We start from the raw sequence: 19,851 nt of genomic DNA, 5'->3' as shown, positions 1-19,851 counted from the left end.
ACGGCCGAGGACAAATGGGTGGTCATTATTGCAAGTAATTCTTGTTAACAGAAGTAATACAGTAACTTTATTTGGACTTTTTCTGGCCGCTGGTCAGCCGAGAAGGCTAATCTAGACCTTTGAGAATGGAGTTTTGTGATGTCCGCACCTTCTGTTGTGATTGCCGGATGCGGCGATGTGGGTAGTCGCCTGGCTAGCCAATTGCTGGCCTGGGAATGGGAGGTTCATGGCCTGCGCCGCGATATTTCGCGTCTGCCCGACGGCGTGATTGGGATTGCCGGCGACCTGTTCAACAAAGATTGTCCTGACACCTGGCCCATCGGCGGAGTGGATTACCTGGTGTATTGCGCTGCCGCCACGGATCACGACGAAGCCGGTTATCGCGCCGCTTACGTACAAGGACTGAAACATGTGTTGGAGTGGCTGGATGATTACGGCCAAGTGCCGAAGCACCTGCTGTTTGTATCCAGCAGCAGTGTTTACGGACAGCAGAATGGCGAGTGGGTCGACGAAACGTCGCAGACTCAAGCGAAGGGGTATTCCGGGCAGGTGATGCTGGAGGCTGAGCAGGTCGCGCTCAATAGCGGCATCCCAGCCAGCATTGTGCGCCTGACCGGCATTTATGGCCCCGGCCGCGAGTGGCTGCTGACCCAGGTTCGCCAAGGCTATCGCGTAGCAATCGACCCACCTTTATATGGCAACCGCATTCACGCGGATGATGCGGCGGGCTTGCTGGCGTTTTTGTTGCGTCATGTGGAACAGGGTGGGTCGTTGGACAAGGTCTATATCGGTGTCGACGACGCGCCTGCGCCACTGGCCGAAGTGGTGGGCTGGTTGCGCGAGCACCTGGGTGTGACCGAATGGTCCGAAGACGCCAGCGTGCGGCGTGCGGGCAGCAAGCAGTGCAGCAATGCCCTGGTCAAGGCCTTGGGATGGACACCGACCTATCCAAGCTTTCGTGAAGGCTATGCTGCAATCCTTGAAGGAAAGCGCTAACTGAAAAAGGACCCTTCGCAGACTGTGTGAAAACGCACTGAAGGCCGGCCCAACAAACGCCCCGACTCGTTCGGGGCGTTTGTTTTTATGCCGGCGACAGGCGAAAGAAGGCCTTCTAGCCCATTAGCGCCATCAGTTGGCGGGCCCCGAGCACGTTAATCGCTCGTTTCAGGTTGTAGGCATTCACCGCCAAGGCCATTTCAGCTTTCGTCCCCTCAAGTTGCCGCAGCAAGAAACGACCATTACCCAATAGCCACTGTTTGAGGTTGCCGAAGGGGTGCTCAACGATGGATCTTCGGTTGGCCATCATCTCAGGATGCGCCTGCATCCTTTGCTCCATCCGCTCGAAAGCCTCTTCATGGGCATGTCGTGAGACATAACGACGCTGGGCTCCAGTGCATTGCGCTTTCAGCGCGCAGTTGGCGCAGTCGTCGACGGCGGCCTGATAGATCCGATCACCTTTCGCTGGAAATAGCCGTAGAGATAGAGTTTTAGCTGATCGGCAGGATCATAAGAGGGGCGACCGGTGCCTTTGGGCAACGCCTTATCGAACCCCAACTGCACCAGATCCAGCTTGGCCACGTAGAGGTCTATGACTCGAACGAGGTGATCCTCGGGGATCAGTTCTTCCAGCGAGACCGGGAACAGGCTGGTCTGGCTGCGAGATTCGCCCTGGATGTACGCCATAACGAAAAATGCTCCGTATCTTTCGATACGGAGCATTTTCTTTGAGCTCTGCGCAGATTGCTAGGTTTTCAAACAGTCTGCGAGGGCTCCTTTTTTACGGTTTTTCCAGCAGCCACTGTCGTGGCCCAGGTGTAAACGAAGGTACTTCGTCGGCCTGTGCGGTGTTGACTGCCTGGAAAATTTCCAGCTGTTTGCCTTTGCGGACAAAAATCCATGGATTGCCCACGCCGTTGAGTTGCAGCCACATACTGTCGTAGCCGCCGCTCATTGAAGCGCAATCACCTGCCAGGCACAGCGAGTACCGGTCGACACCCGGTAAGCCTGCGACTTTGCCGTCAGCCTGAAACTGCACCGTGGCGCCGTTGCCGAAGCCGTCAGTGATTTTCCAGTCGCCGCCCATATAGGCCGCATACAGTGCGCGTTCGAAGTTCGCGCCCAGTGGCGCACCTTCAGGGGCGGGGTCTTTGGCGCGGGCAAATAGCTGTTCGGGCTCGTTGTCGTTGGCCACTTGCAGCAGCTGCTTGCCTTTGCGCTTGAGTTCAGTGGCGGAGCTGCCGTAGAAATCCACGCTCCAGGCGCCGGATTGTTCACCGAGCAGCTTGCCTTCGGCAACTTCAAAACCGTTGTAGTAGCGCGCCTGCGCAGCCTTGGAATTGACCTCCCATTCGAGGTTCGGGCCAAAACTCTGCAGTGCTTCACGCAAAGGGCCGCCCTTGGCTGCCGCATCGATGGCGACCTGGTTGATCCAGGTGCCGCTCACATCCAGGTCGGCCGGGTTGCTGGCGCAGCCGCCGAGCATCAGGGCGAGCAACGAAGTGGCTACAAGCGCTTTGCGCATCATGAAATCCTTTTAAAACGAAGTCGGCGCGGCCTGTGAAGGCTGCGCCGGGTGTTTTACTCGATGACCAGGATCGCGTCCATCTCAACCTGTGCGCCCTTTGGCAGGGCCGCAACGCCGATGGCGGCGCGGGCTGGGTAAGGCTGTTCGAAGTATTTGCCCATGATCTCGTTGACCTTGGCGAAGTGGCTCAGGTCGGTGAGGAAGATGTTCAGCTTGACGATGTCCTTGAACGAACCGCCCGCCGCTTCGGCTACAGACTTGAGGTTTTCGAAGACCTGCACGGTCTGTGCTTCGAAGCCCTCCACCAGTTCCATGGTCTTCGGGTCCAGCGGGATCTGGCCGGACATGTAGACAGTGTTGCCCGCCTTGATCGCCTGGGAATAAGTGCCGATGGCCGCCGGGGCCTTGTCGCTGGTGATAACAGTCTTGGTCATGAATGACTCCTTGTAAGAGGGTGGGTTATGCACGCATGCGGGTGATGCGGATCACACCGGTCAAGGCGCGCAGCTTCTTGATCACGCGGGCCAGGTGCACGCGGTCGTGAACGCTGACCACCAGTTGGACCACGCTGATGCGACCATCGCGTTCGTCCATGCTGATTTTTTCGATATTGCCGTCGGCCGCGTTGACGCTGCTGGCCAGCAGGGCGATCAGGCCGCGCTGGTGTTCCAGCTCCACGCGCAGCTCGACGTTGAATTCGCCGGTGACATCCTTGGCCCATGAGAGCTGGATGCATTTTTCCGGGTTGTGACGGATTTCGGTGATGTTGCGGCAGTTGTCCAGGTGCACGACCATGCCCTTGCCTGCGGACAGGTGGCCGACAATCGGGTCGCCCGGGATTGGCGTGCAGCACTTGGCATAGCTGAGCACCAGGCCCTCGGTGCCGCGAATCGCCAGCGGGCCTTCGGGGCTTGGCAACTGCTCGCCTTCGCCCAGCAGGCGGCGAGCGACCACATAGGCCATGCGGTTGCCCAGGCCGATATCTTCCAGCAGGTCCTCGACGGTTTCCTGGCGATACTCGTGGAGCATCGCTTGCACGCGCTCCTGCGGGATTTTGTCCAGGGCGCTGTCGAAGCCGTTGAGTACCTTGTTCAGCAGGCGTTCGCCTAGGCTGATGGACTCGGAGCGACGCTGCAGTTTGAGGGCGTGACGAATGTGCGTGCGCGCCTTGCCGGTAACCACGAAGTTGAGCCATGCCGGGTTCGGGCGTGCACCCGGTGCGCTGACGATCTCCACGGTGGAGCCGCTTTGCAGCGGCTCAGACAGCGGGGCGAGACGACGATTGATCCGACAGGCGATGCAGCTGTTGCCCACGTCGGTATGCACCGCGTAAGCGAAGTCGACCGCCGTGGAGCCTTTGGGCAGCTCCATGATCCGGCCTTTGGGCGTGAACACATAGACCTCGTCCGGGAACAGGTCGATCTTCACGCTTTCGATAAATTCCAGCGAGTTGCCGGCACGTTGCTGCATTTCCAGCACGCCTTTGACCCACTGGCGAGCGCGGGCATGGGTGCCTTTTGGCTGCTCGTCGCCGCTGGATTTGTACAGCCAGTGGGCGGCGATGCCGTTGTTGGCCATCTCTTCCATTTCGCGGGTGCGGATCTGGATCTCGATCGGCACGCCGTGCATACCGAACAGCGTGGTATGCAGTGACTGATAGCCGTTGGCCTTGGGAATCGCGATGTAGTCCTTGAAGCGGCCCGGCAGGGGTTTGTACAAATTATGTACAGCGCCCAACACGCGGTAGCAGGTATCGACCTTGTCGACGATGATCCGGAATGCGTACACATCCATGATTTCGTTGAAGGCCCGACGCTTGCCGCGCATCTTCTTGTAGATGCCGTAGATGTGCTTCTGCCGGCCGCTGACCTCGCCCTCAATCTCGTCGATCGCCAGGCAGTGGCTTAGCGACTCTTCGATCTTGTTGACGATTTCCTTGCGATTGCCACGGGCGCGCTTGACCGCCTGGTAGATGCGCGCCGAACGCATCGGGTGCATGGCCTTGAAGCCGAGGTCTTCGAACTCGATACGAATGGCGTGCATGCCCAGCCGGTTGGCGATGGGCGCGTAGATTTCCAGGGTTTCCTTGGCGATGCGCCGGCGTTTTTCGCCGGACAGCACTTCCAGCGTGCGCATGTTGTGCAGCCGGTCGGCCAGCTTGACCAGGATCACCCGGATATCCCGGGCCATGGCCATGGCCATCTTCTGGAAGTTTTCCGCCTGGGCTTCGGCCTTGGTCTCGAAGTTCATCTGGGTCAGTTTGCTGACCCCATCGACCAGTTCGGCCACGGTTTCGCCAAATTGCGCGCTGAGCGCTTCCTTGGCGATGCCGGTGTCTTCGATCACGTCATGCAGCATCGCGGCCATCAGGCTCTGATGGTCCATGTGCATGTCAGCGAGAATATTTGCCACCGCAAGAGGATGGGTGACATACGCCTCACCGCTACGGCGGCGTTGGCCGTCGTGGGCTTGTTCGGCGTAGAAATACGCTCGGCGGACCAGGTTGACCTGGTCGGGGCCGAGGTAGGTCGATAAGCGATCGGCGAGGGCGTCTATGCTCGGCAAGATGTGAACTCCTGCCGAAGGCTTTGACCCCGCGCCGTGCTACGTCGACCAGGCATAGGCTTAGACGGCCTCGTTGGACTCGTCCTCGAACGCTGCAAACAGCGGTTCGTCTTCAACGATTTCAGCGTTGGCGATGAACTCGTAGCTCATCAGGCCTTCAGCGATTTCACGCAGGGCTACAACGGTAGGCTTGTCGTTTTCCCACTGGACCAGAGGCTCTTTGCCGCCAGTGGCCAGTTGACGGGCACGCTTGGTAGAGAGCATGACCAGCTCAAAGCGGTTTGCCACGTGGTCTAGGCAGTCTTCAACGGTTACGCGGGCCATGATATTCCTCGGAGCGGATGCAAGATGCGCGCTGCCCGGTTGGGCGAGCGGACTAAACAGTTTAAAAAATCACCAGCGTTTAGGGAAGCGCTGATTTTTCGCAAGCCCTCGCAAAACCGCTGCAAGTGCCAATGTAAAGCCCTTGCAGCGGTTTTGGGAAGCGCTAATCAGCCGAGTAATTCGGCCAGTAACTTACCGAAACGCTGCTGTTGACGCTTTTGCTGGAGCTGATTAGTGCGGAAAATCGCCTTCAGATCATCCAGTGCGTGGGAAAAATCGTCGTTGATGATCAGGTAATCGTAGTCGACGTAGTGGCTCATTTCGCTGACGGCTTCACGCATGCGCCCTTCGATGATCTCGTCGCTGTCCTGCCCGCGGTTGGTCAGGCGCTGGTGCAAGGCTTCAAGCGAAGGCGGCAGGATGAAGATCGAGCGCGCCTGGGGCATCAGCTTGCGTACTTGCTCGGCGCCCTGCCAGTCGATTTCCAGGATCAGGTCGTGGCCTTCGTCCAGGGTCTGCTGCAGGTGGCTTTGCGAGGTGCCGTAGAGGTTGCCGAATACCTCGGCGCGCTCCAGGAAGTCGCCGTGTTCGATCATCTTGACGAACTCGGTGCGCTCGACGAAGTGATAGTGCACGCCGTTCACCTCGCCCGGGCGCATGGCGCGGGTGGTGTGGGAGACCGAGATGCGGATCTGTTCGTCAGCGTCGGTCAGGGCCTTGACCAGGCTGCTCTTGCCCGCGCCCGAAGGGGCGGAAATGATGTAAAGGGTGCCGGTGCTGTGGGTCATGAAGGTTGCCTTACTCAATATTCTGTACTTGTTCGCGCATCTGCTCGATCAACACTTTGAGGTTGACCGCAGCCGTAGTGCTGCGCGGGTCGAAAGCTTTGGAGCCGAGTGTATTGGCTTCGCGGTTGAGTTCCTGCATCAGGAAGTCCAGGCGCCGACCGGCGGCGCCGCCGGATTTGAGTACGCGGCGCACTTCGAGGATGTGGGTGCTCAGGCGATCCAGCTCTTCGGCGACGTCGCTCTTCTGGGCCAGCAGGACCATTTCCTGCTCCAAACGCGTCGGGTCGAGGTCGGCCTTCATGTCGGTGAAGCGGTCGAGGACCTTCTGGCGCTGGGTGGCGAGCATCTGCGGCACCAGCTCGCGCAAGGTGATCACGTCGGCTTCTATCGAGGTCAGGCGCTCGTTGATGAGGCGGGCCAGTTCGCTGCCTTCGCGTTCGCGGCCGGCCTTGAGTTCCTTCAAGCCCTGGGTGAACAGGGCGAGGGCTTCGGCGTTGAGGGCTTGCGGGTCGGTGGCATCGGCCACCAGCACGCCTGGCCAGGCCAGCACTTCCAGGGGGTTCAATGCGGCGGGTTGCTTGATCAGCCCGGCGATGGTCTCGGCAGCGGCGACCAGTTGCGCAGCGCGCTCGCGATCCACTTGCAGTGGTTTGCCGGTGGTCTCTTCGGTATAGCGCAGGGTGCATTCCAGCTTGCCGCGGGAGATGCCCTGGCGCAGGGCTTCACGGACGGCGCCTTCGAGGTCGCGGAATGATTCCGGCAGGCGCAGGTGCGGCTCCAGGTAGCGGCTGTTGACCGAGCGCAGCTCCCAGCTCAAGGTGCCTTGGGCGCCGGCTTTTTCGACGCGGGCGAAGGCGGTCATGCTGTGCACCATGGAGGTACCTCGCGATGCAGCCCCGAAAACACGGGCTGATGGTTAAGAAGGCGCAGGATTGTAGCGCAGTGGGGCGAGCGCGCCCAAACAATGGGCGATAGGCTGTCCATTCGTAACCGGATTTTTTAGCAGTGCCCCGAATCGGTTCGCGGCTCTATAATGCCCGGCAGTTTTTCGTCCTCAGTACAGGTATCCCCTATGAAACGTCCAAGTGGTCGCGCTGCCGATCAGCTCCGCTCGATCCGCATCACCCGCAACTACACCAAACACGCCGAGGGATCTGTACTGGTCGAGTTTGGCGATACCAAGGTGATTTGCACCGTCAGCGTCGAAAATGGCGTGCCGCGCTTCCTCAAGGGCCAGGGCCAGGGTTGGTTGACCGCCGAGTACGGCATGCTGCCGCGTGCCACTGGCGAGCGTAACCAGCGTGAAGCCAGCCGTGGCAAGCAGGGCGGCCGCACCCTGGAAATCCAGCGCCTGATCGGTCGTTCCCTGCGTGCAGCCCTGGACATGTCCAAGCTGGGCGACGTGACCCTGTACGTCGACTGCGACGTGATCCAGGCCGATGGCGGCACCCGTACCGCGTCCATCACCGGCGCGATGGTGGCCCTGGTCGACGCACTGAAAGTGATCAAGAAACGTGGCGGCCTGAAAGGCGGCGACCCGCTCAAGCAGATGATCGCTGCCGTATCGGTTGGCATGTACCAGGGCGAGCCTGTGCTGGACCTGGACTACCTGGAAGACTCGGCTGCCGAGACTGACCTGAACGTCGTGATGACCAGCACCGGTGGTTTCATCGAAGTGCAGGGCACCGCCGAAGGCGCGCCATTCCAGCCGGCCGAACTGAATGCAATGCTGGCCCTGGCCCAGAAAGGCATGACCGAAATCTTCGAACTGCAGAACGCCGCACTGGCTGACTAAGCCGCCTTCAAGGAGAAGCGCCATGAGTGACAGTCAATTGCCGGTCCCGGCACCGACCAAGGAAGTTCGCCAGTGGGCGATGTTGTGTCACTTCGCGGCGTTTCTGGGGTTGGTATTCCCCTTTGGCAGCCTGTTGGGGCCGCTGATCGTGTGGCAGATCAAGAAGGATATGGACCCGCTTATCGATGATCAGGGCAAGGAAGCCCTGAATTTCCAGATTACCGTGGCCATCGCCTGGCTGGTCTGCATGGTGCTGGGTTTTGTGGTGATCGGCTTTGTGCTGATGTTGGTGCTGGTGGTTGCAGCGCTGGTGCTGACCATCATTGGTGGCGTTAAAGCCAATAACGGCACGGCTTACCGATACCCCTGGACCTGGCGTCTGGTCAAATAATGATCGCCCACAAAAAAAACCGACAGCGATGTCGGTTTTTTTGTGCCTGGAGAAAGACCTTAGATGGTCAGTGTCCAGTCGTAGTCCACGATCAGCGGCGCATGTTGCGAGAAGCGCGGCTGGCGTGGCAAGCGTGCGCTGCGAACAAAGCGGCGCAGACCTGGGGTCAGCAACTGGTAGTCGAAACGCCAGCCCAGATTAAGCATCTCGGCCTGTTCGTTATCCGGCCACCAGCTGTACTGGTCGCCTTCACGGCTGACTTCGCGCAGGGCATCCACATAGCCCATATTGCCGACAATCTCGTCCATCCAGGCCCGTTCCGGCGCCAGGAAGCCTGGGGATTGCTGGCTGTCGCGCCAGTTCTTGATATCCAGCTTCTGTTGCGCCACGTACAGCGAGCCACAGTAAATGTACTCGCGACGTTTACGCCGCTGCTTATCCAGATAACGGGCGAAATCGTCCATTAGCTTGAACTTCTGGTTCAAGTCTTCATCGCCGTTCTGCCCCGAAGGAAGCAGCAAGGTCGCGATGCTGACCTTGTCGAAATCGGCTTGCAGGTAGCGCCCGTAGCGGTCGGCTGTCTCGAAGCCGAGGCCGCTGATGACCGCCTTGGGTTGCAACCGCGAGTACAAAGCCACGCCACCTTGGGTGGGCACTTCGGCATCGCAGGCATAAAGGAAGTAGCCATCCAGTTGGAAGGCTGGGTCGTCCAGTTCAAAGGCGGAGGCGCGGGTGTCCTGCAGGCAGATGACGTCGGCATTCTGAGCTTGCAGCCAACTGAGCAAACCACGCTCGACTGCAGCCTGAATACCATTAACGTTCACACTGATGATCCGCATAAATGGCCCCAAAAATCGCGTGCGTGTATGATACACGCCGTCTACCTAATTAGCTAAATCCGTGGTATCTGAGGCTTTTTTCATGCAGGCGTATCAACGCGATTTCATTCGTTTTGCCATCGATCGCGGCGTTTTGCGCTTCGGTGAGTTCACTCTCAAGTCCGGGCGCACCAGCCCGTACTTCTTCAATGCGGGCCTGTTCAACTCGGGTTCGGCCCTGGCTCAGCTGGGTCGTTTCTACGCGGCAGCCATCGTTGAAAGCGGTATTTCCTTCGACGTGCTGTTTGGCCCGGCCTACAAGGGTATCCCCCTGGCGGCCACAACGGCAGTGGCTTTGGCTGAGCATCACGGGCGGGATCTGCCTTGGTGCTTCAACCGCAAGGAAGCCAAGGCTCACGGCGAAGGCGGCAGCCTGGTGGGCGCGCCGCTGACCGGCGACGTGCTCATCATCGACGATGTGATCACCGCGGGCACTGCAATCCGTGAAGTGATGCAGATCATCGCTTCCCAGGACGGCGCCAAGGCCGCTGGCGTGTTGATCGCACTGAACCGCCAGGAGCGCGGCAACGGTGAATTGTCGGCGATCCAGGAAGTGGAGCGCGATTTCGGCATTCCGGTCGTGAGTATCGTGTCGTTGAACCAGGTGTTGCAGTTCCTGGAAGATGATCCGCAGCTCAAGCAGCATCTGCCGGCGGTGCGTGCGTACCGCGAGCAATTCGGCGTCTGATACAGCAAGTAATGTGGGAGGGGGCTTGCCCCCTCCCACATTTGTTTTCTGCGTTTTTAAGGACGCTTGCGGTTGCTGATCAGCGTGCCCACACCGGTGTCGGTGAAGATTTCCAGCAGGATCGCGTTCGGCACGCGGCCATCCAGGATCAGCGAGCTACCGACGCCGCCTTGCACCGCTTCCAGCGCGCAACGGATCTTCGGCAGCATGCCGCCGTAGATGGTGCCGTCGGCGATCAACTCGTCCACCTGTTGGGTGGTCAAGCCGGTCAGCACCTTGCCTTCCTTGTCCATCAGGCCGGCGATGTTGGTCAGCAGCATCAGCTTTTCAGCTTTCAGCGCTTCGGCAACCTTGCCCGCTACCAGGTCGGCGTTGATGTTGTAGGACTCGCCATTGGCGCCCACGCCGATGGGTGCGATCACCGGGATGAAGTCGCCTTTGACCAGCAGGTTCAGCAGGTCGGTGTTGATGCCGATCACTTCGCCCACTTGGCCGATGTCGATGATTTCCGGCTGGGTCATTTCCGGCGTCTGACGGGTGACGGTCAGTTTTTTCGCGCGGATCAACTCAGCGTCCTTGCCGGTCAGGCCGATGGCGCTGCCGCCGTGGCGGTTGATCAGGTTGACGATGTCTTTGTTCACCTGGCCGCCGAGGACCATCTCCACCACGTCCATGGTCTGCGCGTCAGTGACGCGCATGCCATCGATGAAGTGACTCTCGATCGACAAACGCTTGAGCAGGTCGCCGATTTGCGGGCCGCCACCGTGTACTACCACGGGGTTGATCCCGACGGCTTTCATCAACACGATGTCGCGGGCAAAGCCGGTTTTCAGCTCGTCGCTTTCCATGGCATTGCCGCCGTACTTGATCACCAACGTCTTGCCGACGTAGCGTCGAATGTAAGGCAACGCTTCGGACAGGACCTTGGCGGTGTTGGCAGCGGCTTCGCGTTCGAGGGTCATTCAGGGCTCCGGAAAAAAATCAGAACGGTAATTGGAGATCAGGGGCAACACGTTTCAACTGGGCGTGGAACACGTCCTTGATGCGCTGCAACTCCGCTTCGGTATCCGCCTCGAAACGCAGGACCAGCACCGGTGTGGTGTTGGACGCGCGAACCAGGCCCCAGCCTTTGGCGTAATCGACTCGCACACCATCAATGGTGGTCAGGTTGGCGCCTTCGCCCCATTGCGCATCGTGCAGTGCGTCAATGATGCTGAATTTGCTCTCCTCGGTCACATGGATATTGATCTCTGGCGTAGAAATATCATTCGGGAAGGTCTGGAACAGTTCTTCGGCGGTGGATTCTTCCTTGCTGAGGATCTCCAGCAGACGAGCGGCGCTGTAAATGCCGTCATCAAAGCCGAACCAGCGCTCCTTGAAGAACACGTGACCGCTCATTTCGCCGGCCAACAGGGCGCCGGTTTCCTTCATTTTCTTTTTGATCAACGAGTGACCGGTCTTCCACATTAGCGGACGGCCGCCGTATTCCTTGATCAGCGGCGTCAGGCGACGGGTGCACTTCACGTCGAAAATGATTTCGGCGTTGGGGTTGCGCGCCACTACGTCACGGGCGAACAGCATCAGCAAGCGGTCGGGGAAGACGATCTCGCCGGTTTCAGTCACCACACCGACGCGGTCGCCGTCACCGTCGAAGGCCAGGCCGACGTCGGCGCCGGTTTCCTTGACCTTGGCGATCAGGTCCACCAGGTTCTCAGGTTTGCCCGGATCCGGGTGATGGTTCGGGAAGTTGCCGTCGACCTCGCAAAACAACGGAATCACTTCGCAGTTCAGCGCTTCGAGCAGTTGCGGCGCGATCACGCCGGCCGCGCCGTTGCCGCAGTCCACCACCACTTTGAGGCGGCGGGCGAGCTTGACGTCGCGGGTGATTTCATCGGAGTAGCGCTGCAGGATGTCGACCTTGGTGATGCTGCCTTTGCCGCTGGTCAGGTCGTTGGTCTTCAGGCGGGTATGCAGGGCTTGGATCTGTTCGTTGGCCAGGGTGTCGCCAGCAATGACGATCTTGAAGCCGTTGTAGTCCGACGGGTTATGGCTGCCGGTGAGCATCACCCCGGACTTGCCGGCCAGGACATTGGCGGCGTAGTACAGCGCCGGCGTTGGTACCAAGCCGACGTCGCTGACGTGGCAGCCGGCGTCGGCCAGGCCCTGGATCAGTTGTTCCACCAGTTCCGGGCCGGACAAGCGACCGTCGCGGCCGACCGAAACGTTGGGCTCATCCTGGGCGAGGCTCTGGGCGCCGATGGCGCGGCCAATCCAGTAGGCCGTTTCGGCGGTCAGGGTCTTGGGCACCACGCCACGGATGTCATAGGCGCGAAAAATGCTGTCGGGGAATGTCGGGGCTACTCGGGCTGCGGTACTCATCGCGGGGGGAAACTCCATCTGAAGGGGGCAAGGCTGGCCTTAATGTGGCTGACCGGCAGGCTCAAACTGAAGGGTATGACGGTGTTTTCGGCAGAGAGTTCGTGGTGCAAAAATGCCATCGGCGTTTGGCGGCGTGGCTCTTTTTTGCGTAATGCATTGATTTCACTATGGAAATCTCGCTGATAAATTCCGCGCATTCTTCATCCTGAAAAGCCATGCGGTGGCGTCTGGTCGGGCAGAAGCACCCGGCCAGGTTCAGCTTAGTCAGAGACTGCCGGAATGCCCGAAGCCGCCTGCGCCGCGTTGGGTTTCGTCGAACTCCTGCACCAGTTCGAAGTGCGCCTGCACCACCGGCACAAGAACCAGCTGGGCGATGCGCTCGCCGACCACGATGTTGAAGGCAGTCTGGCCACGGTTCCAGCACGACACCATCAACTCGCCCTGGTAGTCCGAGTCGATCAGGCCGACCAGATTGCCCAGCACGATGCCGTGTTTGTGACCCAGGCCGGAGCGCGGCAGGATCAGCGCCGCCAGGCCAGGGTCGCCCACGTAGATCGACAGGCCGGTCGGAATCAGGACGGTCTGGCCCGGCTCAAGCAGGGTGTCCTGCTTGAGCATGGCGCGCAGGTCCAGGCCGGCGGAGCCAGGGGTGGCGTAGGCCGGCAGTGGGAATTCGGTGCCGATGCGTGGGTCGAGGATCTTGGCTTGCAAAGCATGCATGGAAATTAAACCTGGTTCAGCCGTTGGGCGATAAAAGAGATCAACTGGCGGGCAATCTTGCCCTTGCTGGTCTGGGCGAAAAGGGTGGCGTGCAGGTCGCGGTCAATCACGCTGCAGGCGTTTTCCTCGCTGTTGAAGCCGATGCTCGGGTTGGCGACATCGTTGGCAACGATCAGGTCGAGGTTTTTGTCTTTCAATTTGCGTGCGGCGTAGTCCAGCAAGTGCTCGGTCTCGGCCGCGAAGCCGACGCTGAACGGGCGGTCTGGACGGGTGGCGATGGTGGCCAGGATGTCCGGGTTGCGCACCATTTGCAGGAGCAGGCCGTCGCCGCTTGTAGGGTCTTTCTTGAGCTTTTGCGGGGCGACGACTTCCGGGCGGTAGTCCGCAACCGCTGCCGAGGCGATAAACAGGTCGCAGGGAATGGCCGCTTCGCAGGCCGCGAGCATGTCCCGGGCGCTGACTACGTCGATTCGCGTGACGCGATCAGGGGTCGGCAAATGCACCGGTCCGGTGATCAAGGTGACACGTGCGCCTGCCTCGACCGCCGCTTCTGCCAGCGCAAAGCCCATTTTTCCTGAGCTATGGTTGGTGATGTAGCGCACCGGGTCGATGTTCTCCTGGGTCGGGCCAGCGGTGATCAGCACGTGCTTGCCGGTCAGGGCCAGATGCTGGAAGCACTCGGCGGCGCACTGGGCCAGATCGGTGGCTTCGAGCATGCGGCCCATGCCCACGTCGCCGCAGGCCTGGCTGCCGGACGCCGGGCCGAACACCTTGAGGCCACGACTTTGCAGGAGTTGAGTGTTGGCCTGGGTGGCCGGATCGCGCCACATGGCCTGGTTCATGGCCGGGGCGATGGCTACGGTGGCGTCGGTGGCCAGTACCAGCGTGGTCAGCAGGTCGTCGGCAATGCCTTGGGCGAGGCGGGCGATCAGGTCCGCGGTGGCTGGGGCGATCAGCACCAGGTCGGCCCATTTGGCCAGTTCGATGTGGCCCATGGCGGCTTCCGCCGCCGGGTCCAGCAGGTCCAGGTGAACCGGATGGCCGGACAAGGCCTGCATGGTCAGGGGAGTGATGAACTCACTGCCGCCACGAGTCATGACCACGCGCACTTCGGCGCCTTGGTCCAGGAGCCTGCGAACCAACTCTGCGCTCTTGTAGGCGGCAATGCCGCCGCCGACGCCGAGAACGATGCGTTTCCGATACAGACGCTGCATTGGTTTGCCTTTCCAGTTCAGTGAAGCCAGTTCAGTGACGCCTGCGATCTCCCCTCCCCAGGTGAAATCGCACGCAAAAAAGAGGGCCTACGATAACACAGCGTCTGTCAGGCAGCAGCGGCGCACATGCACAGGGAGGTGGGATGAGTATTCGTGACTGGCCGGCGGCAGAGCGTCCGCGGGAGAAGCTTTTGGCATGGGGCGCGGCAAGTTTGTCAGATGCCGAGTTGTTGGCAATCTTTCTGCGCACAGGTGTAGCCGGTCGGAGTGCGGTGGACTTGGCGCGCCATCTGCTCGCCCAATTTGGTGGCTTACGCCCGCTGCTGGAGGCCAACCAGGCGCTGTTCAACCAGCAACTGGGCTTGGGGCCGGCGAAGTTTGCCCAACTGCAGGCGGTACTGGAAATGTCCCGGCGGCATATGGCCGAACACTTGCGCAGTGAGTCAGTGCTGGAAAGCCCGGAGGTCGTGCGGGGTTACCTCAAGGCGCTGTTGCGCCATGAGCCCCACGAGATCTTTGGCTGCCTGTTTCTCGATTCAAAACATCGGGTATTGGGCTTCGAGGCATTATCCGAGGGCACCATCGACGCCGCGGTGGTGTATCCCCGGCAAGTGGTCAAACGCGCACTGGCCTACAACGCGGCGGCGTTGATCTTGTGTCACAACCATCCTTCGGGAAACGTGGAGCCGAGTGCTGCTGATCGAAAATTGACCAAAGTCCTGCAGAAAGCGCTGGAGATGGTGGACGTGCGGGTGCTGGATCACATCATCGTGGGGGATGGTGATCCATTGTCGATGGCGGAGTACGGATGGATGTAGCCCCCACCCTTTGCGGTGGGGGCCATGGTTCAGGGCTTGACGCTGACCTTCGAGAAGTCCTGGCGCCCGAATGGGCTCACCTGGTATCCCTCGACATTCTTGCGGGCCAGGGCAAACGCGGTCGGATGCGCCAGCGGCAGCCACAACGCCTGCTGCTGGATCTGCGCCTGGGCCTGTTGATACAGCTTGCTGCGCACCCCTTGCTCGCAGGTGGTCTTGCCGGCACTGATCAGCTTGTCCAGCGCAGGGTCGCAGTAACGCGCGAAGTTGGTCCCGGATTTCACCGCTGCGCAGGAAAACTGCGGGGTCAGGAAGTTATCCGGATCACCGTTGTCACCGGCCCAGCCCATGAACAGCAGGTCATGCTCGCCGGCTTTGGCGCGGCGAATCAGCTCGCCCCATTCGATCACGCGGATCTCGGCCTGGATGCCGACTTTGGCCAGGTCGGCTTGCAGCAGTTGCGCGCCGAGGTTCGGGTTGGGGTTCAGCAGGCTGCCGGTGGGGCGTGTCCAAATGGTGGTCTTGAAGCCATCCTTGAGCCCGGCGCGATTGAGCAGGGCCCTGGCCTTGTCGAGGTCCTGTGGATAACCCGGCAAGTCCTTGGCGTAGCTCCATGTATTGGGCGGATAAGGGCCGTTGGCGGCTTCGGCGGTGCCTTCAAATACCGCTTTGAGGTAGCTGGCCTTGTCGAAGGCCAGGTTGATCGCCTGACGCACTTCGGGCTTGTCCAGGGGAGGGTGCTGGCTGTTGATCGCCACGAATGCGGTCATGAATGCGGCGGTTTTTTCTACTTTGAGGGCCGGGTCTTTCTCGGCCTCGCCCACATCCAGCGGCTTGGGCGACAGGGCGATCTGGCATTCATCGCGGTGCAGCTTCTGCAAGCGCACGTTGGCGTCCGGTGTGATCGCGAAGATCAAGTTATCCACAGCCGGTTTGCCGCCAAAGTAGTCCGGGTTGGCTTTGTAGCGAACCACGGCGTCTTTCTGGAAACGACTGAAAATGAACGGCCCGGTGCCAATCGGTTGGCTGTTGAGCTTCTCGGGCGTACCGGCCTTGAGCAGTTTGTCGGCGTACTCGGCCGGGTAAATCGAGGCGAAGCCCATGCTCAGGGCGGCGAGAAAGGTGGAGTCGGCATGGTCCAGGGTGAAGCGCACGGTCAGTGGGTCGAGCGCATCGATCTTCTTGACCAGTGTCGGCAGTTGCAGCGACTGGGCGTGAGGGAAGCCGCTCTGGGCGATCTTGTGCCACGGGTTGGCCGGGTCGAGCATGCGCTCGAAGCTGAAGCGCACGTCTTCGGCGGTCAGGCTGCGGCTGGGGGTGAAGTACTCGGTACGGTGGAACTTCACATTCGGGTGCAGCTTGAAGGTGTAGGTCAGGCCGTCCGGCGACACGTCCCAGCTGTCGGCCAGGCTTGGCACCAGCTTGCCGCTGGCGGCATCGAAGTCCACCAAGCGGTTCATCAATACGTCCGCGGAGGCGTTGGTGGTGGTCAGCGAGTTGTACTGCACCACATCAAACCCTTCGGGGCTGGCCTCGGTGCACACGCTCAGGTTGGTGGCGGCAGAGGCCAGCGGAGCGATAAAAAGAGGGGCAAGCAACAGCGGTAGGGCAGCGAGGCGCATATTCGGTTTCCTTTGCAGATCGAAGGCCCATCTGCGAGTGCAGTCTGGAAAAGTCCTACCGTAGTGCTCTGATTGATAAATGACTAGCCCATTTTTGCCTGTGCTTTTGGCTCAAATGCTGTTTTGATGGCGCCTCAGATAGTTTCGTCGCGCACTTCACGGTGCACGCGGGCGCTGAAAATCATTCTGTGCGACGAGCGGTCGGCTGTTGTAGCGGCCCCTCCTGGCAAAGGTTCTGGCGTCAACGGCCGAGATTTACTCCGGTAAAAACACACTCGCTGTTGTTGCGTCAGGGTCTTTCTGGTATAAAGCAGCGCTCTTTTCTAGGGGCCCGGTTCCTTCACTGTAGGTGTAGCCGGTAAGACCCTTAAAGAAACGCGGCGCCTGGCGCCAAATGACTGAGAGATTAAGCGGCCAACCCATGCCGGGTTGGGCATGTGGTTTTAGAGGGCTGAGGCATGTCGAGAGTCTGTCAAGTTACCGGTAAGGGTCCGGTGACTGGGAATAACATTTCCCACGCAAATAACAAAACCCGTCGTCGTTTCCTGCCGAACCTGCAGCATCACCGCTTCTGGGTTGAAGAAGAGAAACGTTTTGTTCGCCTGCGTGTATCTGCTAAAGGCATGCGTATCATCGACAAGCGTGGCATCACTGTCGTGCTGGCCGAAATCCGTGCCGCTGGCAAGATCTAAGGAGCTCTATCATGCGTGAATTGATTCGAATGATCTCTAGCGCCGGTACTGGTCACTTCTACACTACCGACAAGAACAAGCGTACTACCCCGGACAAGCTCGAAAAGAAAATGTTCGACCCGCGCGTTCGCAAGCACGTGATCTACAAAGAAGGCAAAATCAAGTAATTGATTTTCTTCCTTGTGAAAAAAAGCCCGTCTCTCACGAGTCGGGCTTTTTTTTGCGTGGAATTTGGTTGATCAAGCCTTCTGTTCAAACACCACGTAGATCTTGCGGCAGGGTTCCAGTACTTCCCAGGTGCCACTGAAGCCGGCGGGAATCACGAAGCGGTCGCCGGCGCGCAAGGTCTTGGCGTTGCCCTCGGTGTCGCGCAGCACGGACACACCCTGCACGATCTCGCAGTACTCATGCTCGGTGTAGCTGACCTTCCACTGCCCGACCTCACCTTCCCAGACCCCCGCACTCATCTGGCCACATGGGCTGTTGTAGTGGTTGTAGACCGTCTGCTCGGGATCGCCCTTGAGGATTTTCTCGGCGGCAGGGCGATAGCGGTCGGGGGCGGTGTTGGCTTGGCTGAAGTCGACGATGTCCTGGATGCTCATGTGCGTGTCCCGTCTGGCCTGGGGTTGGAGAGCCCAAAGTCTATGTTTATTAAAATGAACATCGCAAGGGCGTTTACCGGCGTTATGTCAAATATATTGAAACATCCCCAGCCGCTGGTTTAGGGTGGCAGCTGCCTTTGAGCCGAACAGTTGGCTGGCGGGCAAGCATTCTTTGAGGCTGCCGGGGGACATCGCCTGGCCCTTGTATTCAACAAGAGGAGGACACTCGCATGACCACCCTGACCCGTGCCGACTGGGAACAACGCGCCAAGGATCTGAAGATCGAAGGCCGCGCCTACATCAATGGCGAATACACCGCCGCTGTTTCCGGTGACACCTTCGAATGCATCAGCCCGGTCGACGGCCGTCTGCTGGCCACTGTTGCCAGCTGTGACGCCGCCGACGCCCAGCGCGCCGTCGAAAATGCCCGCGCCACCTTCAATTCCGGCGCTTGGTCGCGCCTGGCTCCGGCCAAACGCAAAGCCACCATGATCCGTTTCGCGGCGCTGCTCAAGGCCAATGCCGAAGAGCTGGCGCTGCTGGAAACCCTGGACATGGGCAAGCCGATCAGCGACTCCCTGAACATCGACGTACCCGGCGCGGCAAATGCCCTGAGCTGGAGCGGCGAGGCCATCGACAAGATTTACGACGAAGTCGCTGCCACGCCGCACGATCAACTGGGCCTGGTAACCCGCGAGCCGGTGGGTGTGGTTGGCGCCATCGTGCCGTGGAACTTCCCGCTGATGATGGCCTGCTGGAAACTCGGCCCGGCGTTGTCCACTGGTAACTCGGTGATCCTCAAGCCGTCCGAAAAATCCCCGCTGACCGCCATCCGTATCGCGGCCCTGGCGGTTGAAGCCGGTATTCCGAAAGGCGTGTTCAACGTGCTGCCGGGCTACGGCCACACCGTCGGCAATGCGCTGGCGCTGCACATGGACGTCGACACGCTGGTATTCACCGGCTCGACCAAGATCGCCAAGCAGCTGTTGATCCGCTCCGGCGAGTCGAACATGAAGCGCGTATGGCTGGAAGCCGGCGGCAAAAGCCCGAACATCGTGTTCGCCGACGCCCCGGACCTGCAAGCCGCCGCAAAATCTGCAGCCAGCGCCATTGCCTTCAACCAGGGTGAAGTCTGTACCGCCGGCTCGCGCCTGCTGGTGGAGCGCTCCATCAAGGATACATTCCTGCCGCTGGTCATCGAGGCGCTCAAGGCCTGGAAGCCCGGCAACCCGCTGGACCCTGCAACCACCGTCGGCGCGTTGGTGGACACCCAGCAGATGAACACCGTGCTGTCGTACATCGAAGCAGGTCACGCCGATGGCGCCAAACTGGTGGCCGGCGGCAAGCGCATCCTGGAAGAAACCGGCGGTACCTACGTCGAGCCAACGATTTTCGACGGCGTGACCAACGCCATGAAGATCGCCCAGGAAGAGATCTTCGGCCCGGTACTTTCGGTGATCACCTTCGACAGCGCCGAAGAGGCGATCAAGATTGCCAACGACACGGTGTATGGCCTGGCTGCCGCCGTGTGGACCGCTGACATCTCCAAAGCGCACCTGACCGCCAAGGCCCTGCGCGCCGGCAGCGTGTGGGTCAATCAATACGACGGCGGCGACATGACTGCGCCGTTTGGTGGCTTCAAGCAATCGGGTAACGGTCGCGACAAGTCGCTGCATGCGTTCGACAAATACACCGAACTGAAATCGACCTGGATCAAGCTCTAAGCAACACCGCAGGTCGAAGGTGGGAGGAGGCTTGCCTCCGATAGCAGTGTGTCAGGCACTTAACGTGCTCAATGACCCGCCGCCATCGGGGGCAAGCCCCTCCCACACTGTTTTGTGTGTTCTCAAG

21 protein-coding genes and 2 pseudogenes are annotated in these 19,851 nt (G+C 60.1%); 8 read left to right on the top strand and 15 right to left on the bottom strand.

Annotated elements, in window-relative coordinates; genetic code table 11:
• Positions 1 to 138 precede the first annotated feature (138 nt).
• Entirely contained in the window at positions 139 to 996 is an 858-nt protein-coding gene (locus AOA60_RS20740; protein ID WP_099586022.1) for an SDR family oxidoreductase, read from the top strand.
• A gap of 115 nt (positions 997 to 1,111) precedes the next feature.
• On the opposite strand, the pseudogene AOA60_RS20735 reads toward AOA60_RS20740, so the two are convergent.
• The 7 genes and pseudogenes from AOA60_RS20735 to AOA60_RS20705 form a co-directional block, all read right to left on the bottom strand.
• Positions 1,112 to 1,683 (bottom strand): annotated as a pseudogene (locus AOA60_RS20735) (transposase).
• A 94-nt stretch (positions 1,684 to 1,777) separates the two neighbouring features.
• Positions 1,778 to 2,521, bottom strand: coding sequence for a hypothetical protein (locus AOA60_RS20730; RefSeq protein WP_099586021.1), 744 nt, complete (start codon positions 2,519 to 2,521; stop codon positions 1,778 to 1,780).
• A 56-nt stretch (positions 2,522 to 2,577) separates the two neighbouring features.
• Positions 2,578 to 2,958, bottom strand: a complete 381-nt coding sequence (locus tag AOA60_RS20725) for a RidA family protein (protein WP_003176922.1) — start codon at positions 2,956 to 2,958, stop codon at positions 2,578 to 2,580.
• Positions 2,959 to 2,983: 25 nt separating this feature from the next.
• Positions 2,984 to 5,089: a bifunctional GTP diphosphokinase/guanosine-3',5'-bis pyrophosphate 3'-pyrophosphohydrolase gene (gene spoT / locus AOA60_RS20720; protein ID WP_032884411.1), complete on the bottom strand. Its 2,106-nt coding sequence runs from the start codon at positions 5,087 to 5,089 to the stop codon at positions 2,984 to 2,986.
• A 60-nt stretch (positions 5,090 to 5,149) separates the two neighbouring features.
• Positions 5,150 to 5,413: a DNA-directed RNA polymerase subunit omega gene (gene rpoZ / locus AOA60_RS20715; protein WP_017735757.1), complete on the bottom strand. Its 264-nt coding sequence runs from the start codon at positions 5,411 to 5,413 to the stop codon at positions 5,150 to 5,152.
• Between the two features lie 167 nt (positions 5,414 to 5,580).
• Positions 5,581 to 6,201, bottom strand: coding sequence for a guanylate kinase (gene gmk, locus AOA60_RS20710; RefSeq protein WP_092355860.1), 621 nt, complete (start codon positions 6,199 to 6,201; stop codon positions 5,581 to 5,583).
• A gap of 10 nt (positions 6,202 to 6,211) precedes the next feature.
• Positions 6,212 to 7,075 (bottom strand): YicC/YloC family endoribonuclease, encoded by an 864-nt coding sequence (locus AOA60_RS20705; protein ID WP_099586020.1) that lies wholly within the window; start codon positions 7,073 to 7,075, stop codon positions 6,212 to 6,214.
• A gap of 198 nt (positions 7,076 to 7,273) precedes the next feature.
• Between AOA60_RS20705 and rph the strand changes: the two genes are divergently transcribed.
• Both rph and AOA60_RS20695 read left to right on the top strand, forming a co-directional pair.
• Positions 7,274 to 7,996 carry a ribonuclease PH gene (rph, locus tag AOA60_RS20700; RefSeq protein ID WP_016975928.1) on the top strand — a complete coding sequence of 241 codons (723 nt, stop codon included), beginning with the start codon at positions 7,274 to 7,276 and terminating at the stop codon, positions 7,994 to 7,996.
• A 22-nt stretch (positions 7,997 to 8,018) separates the two neighbouring features.
• Positions 8,019 to 8,387: a DUF4870 domain-containing protein gene (locus AOA60_RS20695; protein WP_032884406.1), complete on the top strand. Its 369-nt coding sequence runs from the start codon at positions 8,019 to 8,021 to the stop codon at positions 8,385 to 8,387.
• Positions 8,388 to 8,446: 59 nt separating this feature from the next.
• On the opposite strand, the gene AOA60_RS20690 is transcribed toward AOA60_RS20695, so the two are convergent.
• On the bottom strand, positions 8,447 to 9,226 hold the full coding sequence (locus AOA60_RS20690) for an exodeoxyribonuclease III (RefSeq protein WP_003195493.1): 780 nt from the start codon (positions 9,224 to 9,226) through the stop codon (positions 8,447 to 8,449).
• An 82-nt stretch (positions 9,227 to 9,308) separates the two neighbouring features.
• On the opposite strand from AOA60_RS20690, the gene pyrE reads away from it, so the two are divergent.
• A complete protein-coding gene (pyrE, locus tag AOA60_RS20685) occupies positions 9,309 to 9,953 on the top strand; it encodes an orotate phosphoribosyltransferase (protein WP_099586019.1) in 645 nt (214 codons plus the stop codon).
• Between the two features lie 56 nt (positions 9,954 to 10,009).
• Here the strand turns inward: pyrE and argB are convergent, their stop codons facing one another.
• The 5 genes and pseudogenes from argB to coaBC form a co-directional block, all read right to left on the bottom strand.
• Complete coding sequence (gene argB / locus AOA60_RS20680) at positions 10,010 to 10,915, bottom strand: acetylglutamate kinase (protein ID WP_015886532.1); 906 nt, start codon at positions 10,913 to 10,915, stop codon at positions 10,010 to 10,012.
• Between the two features lie 19 nt (positions 10,916 to 10,934).
• Positions 10,935 to 12,356, bottom strand: a pseudogene (locus AOA60_RS20675) (phosphomannomutase/phosphoglucomutase); the annotation flags it as partial.
• Positions 12,329 to 12,529, bottom strand: coding sequence for a hypothetical protein (locus tag AOA60_RS20670; protein WP_099586017.1), 201 nt, complete (start codon positions 12,527 to 12,529; stop codon positions 12,329 to 12,331). The pseudogene AOA60_RS20675 and the gene AOA60_RS20670, both read right to left, overlap by 28 nt.
• 67 nt (positions 12,530 to 12,596) lie before the next feature.
• Positions 12,597 to 13,052, bottom strand: coding sequence for a dUTP diphosphatase (dut, locus tag AOA60_RS20665; protein ID WP_032884403.1), 456 nt, complete (start codon positions 13,050 to 13,052; stop codon positions 12,597 to 12,599).
• Between the two features lie 5 nt (positions 13,053 to 13,057).
• Positions 13,058 to 14,266, bottom strand: a complete 1,209-nt coding sequence (gene coaBC / locus AOA60_RS20660; protein ID WP_099586016.1) for a bifunctional phosphopantothenoylcysteine decarboxylase/phosphopantothenate--cysteine ligase CoaBC — start codon at positions 14,264 to 14,266, stop codon at positions 13,058 to 13,060.
• A 143-nt stretch (positions 14,267 to 14,409) separates the two neighbouring features.
• Between coaBC and radC the strand changes: the two genes are divergently transcribed.
• Entirely contained in the window at positions 14,410 to 15,084 is a 675-nt protein-coding gene (radC, locus tag AOA60_RS20655; protein WP_099586015.1) for a DNA repair protein RadC, read from the top strand.
• Between the two features lie 29 nt (positions 15,085 to 15,113).
• Here radC and AOA60_RS20650 read toward each other — a convergent pair whose 3' ends face one another.
• Positions 15,114 to 16,706, bottom strand: coding sequence for an ABC transporter substrate-binding protein (locus AOA60_RS20650; protein WP_099586014.1), 1,593 nt, complete (start codon positions 16,704 to 16,706; stop codon positions 15,114 to 15,116).
• A 458-nt stretch (positions 16,707 to 17,164) separates the two neighbouring features.
• Between AOA60_RS20650 and rpmB the strand changes: the two genes are divergently transcribed.
• Together rpmB and rpmG are read left to right on the top strand one after the other, a co-directional pair.
• Complete coding sequence (gene rpmB, locus AOA60_RS20645) at positions 17,165 to 17,398, top strand: 50S ribosomal protein L28 (protein ID WP_003176907.1); 234 nt, start codon at positions 17,165 to 17,167, stop codon at positions 17,396 to 17,398.
• An 11-nt stretch (positions 17,399 to 17,409) separates the two neighbouring features.
• The gene (rpmG, locus tag AOA60_RS20640; RefSeq protein WP_003176906.1) at positions 17,410 to 17,565 is read left to right on the top strand and encodes a 50S ribosomal protein L33; all 156 of its coding nucleotides are present in this window, start codon (positions 17,410 to 17,412) and stop codon (positions 17,563 to 17,565) included.
• A gap of 72 nt (positions 17,566 to 17,637) precedes the next feature.
• Here the strand turns inward: rpmG and AOA60_RS20635 are convergent, their stop codons facing one another.
• On the bottom strand, positions 17,638 to 18,000 hold the full coding sequence (locus AOA60_RS20635) for a cupin domain-containing protein (RefSeq protein WP_099586013.1): 363 nt from the start codon (positions 17,998 to 18,000) through the stop codon (positions 17,638 to 17,640).
• Between the two features lie 230 nt (positions 18,001 to 18,230).
• Here AOA60_RS20635 and AOA60_RS20630 point away from each other — a divergent pair, with 230 nt between their 5' ends.
• The gene (locus AOA60_RS20630) at positions 18,231 to 19,724 is read left to right on the top strand and encodes an aldehyde dehydrogenase (RefSeq protein ID WP_099586012.1); all 1,494 of its coding nucleotides are present in this window, start codon (positions 18,231 to 18,233) and stop codon (positions 19,722 to 19,724) included.
• The last annotated feature ends 127 nt before the right edge of the window (positions 19,725 to 19,851 follow it).

The organism is Pseudomonas sp. 2822-17 (assembly GCF_002742485.1).
GTDB lineage: Bacteria > Pseudomonadota > Gammaproteobacteria > Pseudomonadales > Pseudomonadaceae > Aquipseudomonas > Aquipseudomonas cyclaminis.
This window is presented reverse-complemented; position numbering and strand designations above follow the sequence as displayed.

Excerpts from the sequence above, each read along its gene's own strand:
- AOA60_RS20740 (WP_099586022.1), top strand. The coding sequence starts at position 139 with ATGTCCGCACCTTCTGTTGTGATTGCCGGATGCGGCGATGTGGGTAGT.
- AOA60_RS20730 (WP_099586021.1), bottom strand. The coding sequence starts at position 2,521 with ATGCGCAAAGCGCTTGTAGCCACTTCGTTGCTCGCCCTGATGCTCGGC.
- AOA60_RS20725 (WP_003176922.1), bottom strand. The coding sequence starts at position 2,958 with ATGACCAAGACTGTTATCACCAGCGACAAGGCCCCGGCGGCCATCGGC.
- rpoZ (WP_017735757.1), bottom strand. The coding sequence starts at position 5,413 with ATGGCCCGCGTAACCGTTGAAGACTGCCTAGACCACGTGGCAAACCGC.
- gmk (WP_092355860.1), bottom strand. The coding sequence starts at position 6,201 with ATGACCCACAGCACCGGCACCCTTTACATCATTTCCGCCCCTTCGGGC.
- AOA60_RS20705 (WP_099586020.1), bottom strand. The coding sequence starts at position 7,075 with ATGGTGCACAGCATGACCGCCTTCGCCCGCGTCGAAAAAGCCGGCGCC.
- rph (WP_016975928.1), top strand. The coding sequence starts at position 7,274 with ATGAAACGTCCAAGTGGTCGCGCTGCCGATCAGCTCCGCTCGATCCGC.
- AOA60_RS20695 (WP_032884406.1), top strand. The coding sequence starts at position 8,019 with ATGAGTGACAGTCAATTGCCGGTCCCGGCACCGACCAAGGAAGTTCGC.
- AOA60_RS20690 (WP_003195493.1), bottom strand. The coding sequence starts at position 9,226 with ATGCGGATCATCAGTGTGAACGTTAATGGTATTCAGGCTGCAGTCGAG.
- pyrE (WP_099586019.1), top strand. The coding sequence starts at position 9,309 with ATGCAGGCGTATCAACGCGATTTCATTCGTTTTGCCATCGATCGCGGC.
- argB (WP_015886532.1), bottom strand. The coding sequence starts at position 10,915 with ATGACCCTCGAACGCGAAGCCGCTGCCAACACCGCCAAGGTCCTGTCC.
- AOA60_RS20670 (WP_099586017.1), bottom strand. The coding sequence starts at position 12,529 with ATGCGCGGAATTTATCAGCGAGATTTCCATAGTGAAATCAATGCATTA.
- dut (WP_032884403.1), bottom strand. The coding sequence starts at position 13,052 with ATGCATGCTTTGCAAGCCAAGATCCTCGACCCACGCATCGGCACCGAA.
- coaBC (WP_099586016.1), bottom strand. The coding sequence starts at position 14,266 with ATGCAGCGTCTGTATCGGAAACGCATCGTTCTCGGCGTCGGCGGCGGC.
- radC (WP_099586015.1), top strand. The coding sequence starts at position 14,410 with ATGAGTATTCGTGACTGGCCGGCGGCAGAGCGTCCGCGGGAGAAGCTT.
- AOA60_RS20650 (WP_099586014.1), bottom strand. The coding sequence starts at position 16,706 with ATGCGCCTCGCTGCCCTACCGCTGTTGCTTGCCCCTCTTTTTATCGCT.
- rpmB (WP_003176907.1), top strand. The coding sequence starts at position 17,165 with ATGTCGAGAGTCTGTCAAGTTACCGGTAAGGGTCCGGTGACTGGGAAT.
- rpmG (WP_003176906.1), top strand. The coding sequence starts at position 17,410 with ATGCGTGAATTGATTCGAATGATCTCTAGCGCCGGTACTGGTCACTTC.
- AOA60_RS20635 (WP_099586013.1), bottom strand. The coding sequence starts at position 18,000 with ATGAGCATCCAGGACATCGTCGACTTCAGCCAAGCCAACACCGCCCCC.
- AOA60_RS20630 (WP_099586012.1), top strand. The coding sequence starts at position 18,231 with ATGACCACCCTGACCCGTGCCGACTGGGAACAACGCGCCAAGGATCTG.